This is a genomic window from Streptomyces sp. NPDC047869 (assembly GCF_040704065.1).
Classification (GTDB): Bacteria; Actinomycetota; Actinomycetes; order Streptomycetales; family Streptomycetaceae; genus Streptomyces.
This window is the reverse complement of sequence record NZ_JBEYRK010000065.1, coordinates 1-4,083: the sequence shown is the minus strand read 5'-3', so window position 1 is coordinate 4,083 and position 4,083 is coordinate 1. Positions and strand designations below refer to the sequence as shown.

The 4,083-nt window shown below is 71.4% G+C and carries 4 protein-coding genes; 2 read left to right on the top strand and 2 right to left on the bottom strand.

Going from position 1 to position 4,083, the window contains the following annotated elements:
* Positions 1-69: 69 nt before the first annotated feature.
* Positions 70-2,241 (bottom strand): glycogen debranching protein GlgX, encoded by a 2,172-nt coding sequence (gene glgX, locus AB0924_RS38470; protein ID WP_366913974.1) that lies wholly within the window; start codon positions 2,239-2,241, stop codon positions 70-72.
* Between the two features lie 23 nt (positions 2,242-2,264).
* Positions 2,265-2,777: a pep a2 gene (locus tag AB0924_RS38465; RefSeq protein ID WP_358932863.1), complete on the bottom strand. Its 513-nt coding sequence runs from the start codon at positions 2,775-2,777 to the stop codon at positions 2,265-2,267.
* A gap of 302 nt (positions 2,778-3,079) precedes the next feature.
* Between AB0924_RS38465 and AB0924_RS38460 the strand changes: the two genes are divergently transcribed.
* Together AB0924_RS38460 and AB0924_RS38455 are read left to right on the top strand one after the other, a co-directional pair.
* Positions 3,080-3,379 carry a DUF5133 domain-containing protein gene (locus AB0924_RS38460; RefSeq protein ID WP_358932865.1) on the top strand — a complete coding sequence of 100 codons (300 nt, stop codon included), beginning with the start codon at positions 3,080-3,082 and terminating at the stop codon, positions 3,377-3,379.
* Between the two features lie 107 nt (positions 3,380-3,486).
* Positions 3,487-4,083 (top strand): maltotransferase domain-containing protein (locus AB0924_RS38455; protein ID WP_358932867.1); only part of this gene is annotated, 597 nt, incomplete at its 3' end.

Here is a 4,083-nt window from a genome sequence, read left to right as displayed (position 1 = left end):
GGCGCGGTGCCGGGGCCCCCCGGGGCCGGGGGCCCCCCCGCAACAGACCGGGCCGATCGTCGTGCCGGATCAGCGGCTGCCGCGGGCCGGACGGGTGCCCCGGGCCCTGCGGGTGCCGCGGGCCGGGTGCGGGTCGCGGGCCGGGCGGGAGAGGACGGTCAGGCTGCGCGGCTCCACCCGCAGCCGGGTGCCGGCCTTGCGTTCCCGCTCGTCGGGGATGCCGTCCGGGTCGGCGGTGTCGATCAGGGTCGTCCAGCGCTCACCGAAGGACTCGTCGGGCAGGCGGAAGACGACCGGTTCCCAGTAGCCGTTGAGCAGCAGCAGGAACGAGTCGTCGACCACGCGGCGGCCGTGCGGGTCGCGTTCGGCGATGGCGTCGCCGTTGAGGAACACGCCCATCGAGTGGGCGTCCCCGCGGTGCCAGTCCCGCTCGGTCATCTCGCGGGCATCGGGCCGCAGCCACATCACGTCGGGGAGCGGCTGTACGGCGTTGGTCGGGGTCTCGCCATGGAAGAAGCGGCGTCTGCGCAGCACGGGGTGGCGGGCGCGCAGGCCGATCACGTACCGGGTGAAGTCGGCGAGCGAGCGCTGCTCGTCCGTGATCTCCCAGTCGACCCAGGAGACCTCGTTGTCCTGGCAGTAGGCGTTGTTGTTGCCGCGCTGGGTCCGGCCGATCTCGTCGCCGTGGCAGAGCATCGGGATGCCCTGCGAGAGCAGCAGCGTGGCCAGCAGGTTGCGCTGCTGGCGGGCGCGCAGTTCCAGCACGGCCGGGTCGTCGGTGTCGCCCTCGGCCCCGCAGTTCCAGGACCGGTTGTGGCTCTCGCCGTCCCGGTTGCCCTCGCCGTTGGCCTCGTTGTGCTTGTCGTTGTAGGACACGAGGTCGCGCAGGGTGAAACCGTCGTGCGCGGTGACGAAGTTGACGCTGGCGCGCGGTGTGCGGCGGCTGTGCTGGTAGAGGTCGGACGATCCGGTCAGCCGGGAGGCGAACTCGCCCAGCGAGCCGGGCTCGCCGCGCCAGAAGTCCCGTACGGCGTCCCGGTAGCGGCCGTTCCACTCCGACCACAGCGGCGGGAAGTTGCCCACCTGGTAGCCGCCCTCGCCCACGTCCCAGGGTTCGGCGATCAGCTTGACGCGGCTGATCACCGGGTCCTGCTGGATGAGGTCGAAGAACGCGGACAGCCGGTCCACCTCGTGGAACTGCCGGGCCAGTGTGGCCGCGAGGTCGAAGCGGAAGCCGTCGACGTGCATCTCGGTCACCCAGTACCGCAGCGAGTCCATGATGAGCTGGAGCACGTAGGGGTGGCGCATCAGCAGGCTGTTGCCGGTGCCGGTGGTGTCGTAGTAGTGCGCCCAGTCGCCGTCGACCAGCCGGTAGTAGGAGGCGTTGTCGATGCCCCGGAAGGACAGCGAGGGGCCGAACTCGTTCCCCTCGGCGGTGTGGTTGTAGACCACGTCGAGGATGACCTCGAGGCCGGCCGCGTGCAGCGCCTTCACCATCGCCTTGAACTCGTTGACCTGCTGGCCCGAACTGCCGAAGGCGGCGTAGGCGTTGTGCGGGGCGAAGAAGCCGATGGTGTTGTAGCCCCAGTAGTTGGCGAGGCCCCGGTCCTGCAGGACTCCGTCGTGGACGAACTGGTGGACCGGCATCAGCTCCACCGCGGTGACGCCGAGCGAGGTCAGGTGGTCGATGACCGCGGGGTGCGCGAGACCGGCGTAGGTGCCGCGCAGCCGTTCGGGGACCTCCGGGTGGGCGCGGGTCAGGCCGCGCACATGGGCCTCGTAGATGACGGAGTCCGCGTACGAGCGGCGCGGCGCGCGGTCGTCGCCCCAGTCGAAGTACGGGTCGGTGACCACCCCCAGCATCGAGTGCCCGGCGCTGTCGCCCGGGGACGGGCCGTCGGGCGAACGCTCGTACAGGGAGGCGTGGTTGTCGATCTGGCCGTCCACGGCGCGGGCGTACGGGTCGAGCAGCAGCTTCGCCGGGTTGCAGCGGTGGCCGAGGGACGGCTGCCAGGGTCCGTGGACGCGGTAGCCGTAGCGCCGGCCGGGGCCGACGCCGGGCAGGTAGGCGTGCCAGACGAAGCCGTCGACCTCGTGCAGCGGGACGGGTGTCTCGGCGCCGGCGTCGTCGACCAGGATCAGCTCGACGCGCTCGGCGACCTCGCTGAACAGCGCGAAGTTGGTGCCGTCGCCGTCGAACACGGCCCCCAAGGGGTAGGGGTGCCCGCTCCACACGGGCACCCCTTTCCGTGACTTCCGTGCCGTCACCGGGCGCCCTCCAGGACGCCGTCCGCGGCGGTCGCCGGCGCGGCGAGCGCGGCCACCCGCAGCTCGCGCGGCACCTGCAGACCCTCGGTGAGGCTCGGCGCCGGGGCGGTCGGGACCAGCGGGACGCGCTCACCGGTGCGGGCCCGCTGCGAGAACCAGATGATCACGCTTCCGGTCTCCGAGGCGCAGCAGCCCCATCCGTCGCTCATGGCGGCGATGTCCGCCAGGCACGCCCTCAGGTCCTGGTCCGGACGCAGAGCGCGGTCGTCGCCACCGACCGCCGTGATGAGATGCTGGCCGTTCCACCACATCTCGATCGACATGGTCTTGTCCGTGGCGTGCTGGTCGATCGCCCGCAGCAGCAGTTCGGCGCCGCGGCGGACGGGGTCAACGAGGTTGTCGAGGTCCCAGTAGCGTAGGTGGGCGCCCAGGATGCGGCTGACCTGTCCCACCCGTTCCGGGCTGACTTCCACATCGATGTGGTAGTAGCAGGGCACTGCGGTCTTCATCGTCGCTTGCTCCTCACCGGCGAGACTCTCGCTCCCTCACCGTCCGGGAGGGATCCCGGACACCGAGCGTGAGCAGTTATCGCTTCTGAGTCACCTCCAACAGTGAGGTCACTACGCCATTCGTGCAACACGAGCGTCCCGAACGGCCTGATGGTTGAAGTTCCAACAGGACGGTGCGTGTCTATACGTGCACCATGAGTGAAAGCCTCGATCGCCGTAACGGTTCCGTGCCCACCCCTGCGCGGACACCACCCGACCGTCGGGAACGCGCCCAGTCGAGAGCGTGGAAGGTGAAGAGGGTCATGCTGCTACCCGCCAAGGCCGAAGTGGCCAGGCAGTTGCGGCGTTACCGGGCCTGGGAGCGCGTGATGCTCGCCTCGCCCCACGACCGCACCGTCCGGGCAACCTTCGAGGACTCGGGCTACACCTTGTGCGTGCTGATGGGAAAGCGCTGCGCCCGGGAGGCAGCGGACGCGGCCGAGCGCTATCTGCGCTCCAGTCTGGCCGGCTACCTGCGCGAGCAGGACGGCCGGCCCCAGCCGGGCCGGGCGGCGCGGCGCGCGCCGCCTTCGGAGCGGCGTTCCACGGCGCCAAGCCCATGACCTGGCACCGTACATGGCGTTCCCCACGGACCGGCAGCAGCCGGACGTGCATCGGACCGCGAAGCCGGGCCCTGGGCCCGGCTTCGCGCACGGCGGAGGTGAGAACCATGCGCAGGACCCCGGCCATCGGCCGCGTACCGGTACGTGACGTCCGGCCGGCCGTGGAGTGCGGCAGGCGCCCGGCGAAGGCGGTGACCGGGGAGACGTTCCAGGTCACGGCCACCGTGTTCCGGGAGGGGCACGACGCCGTCGGTGCCAATGTGGTCCTGCGGGATCCGAAGGGCCGTCGTGGCCCCTGGACGCCGATGCGGGAGCTGTCCCCCGGCAGCGACGTGTGGGGCGCCGACATCACCCCGGACGCCACCGGCCGCTGGACCTTCCGGGTGGAGGCGTGGAGCGACCCGCTGGCGACCTGGCGGCACACCGCCTCCGTCAAGATCCCGGCGGGCATCGACACCGGCCTGGTGCTGGAGGAGGGCGCCGAACTCTACGAGCGGGCCGCCGCCGGGGTGCCCAAGGGGCCGGAGCGGGTCCTGGTCCTGGAGGCCGCGCACGCCCTCGGCGACGACACGCGGTCGGTGCACCACCGTCTGAAGCCCGCGCTGTCCGCGGAGGTGGAGGGGGTGCTGTCCCGTTATCCGTTGCGGGAGTTGGTGACCGCGTCCGAGGCGATGCCGTTGCTGGTGGAGCGGGAGCGGGCGCTG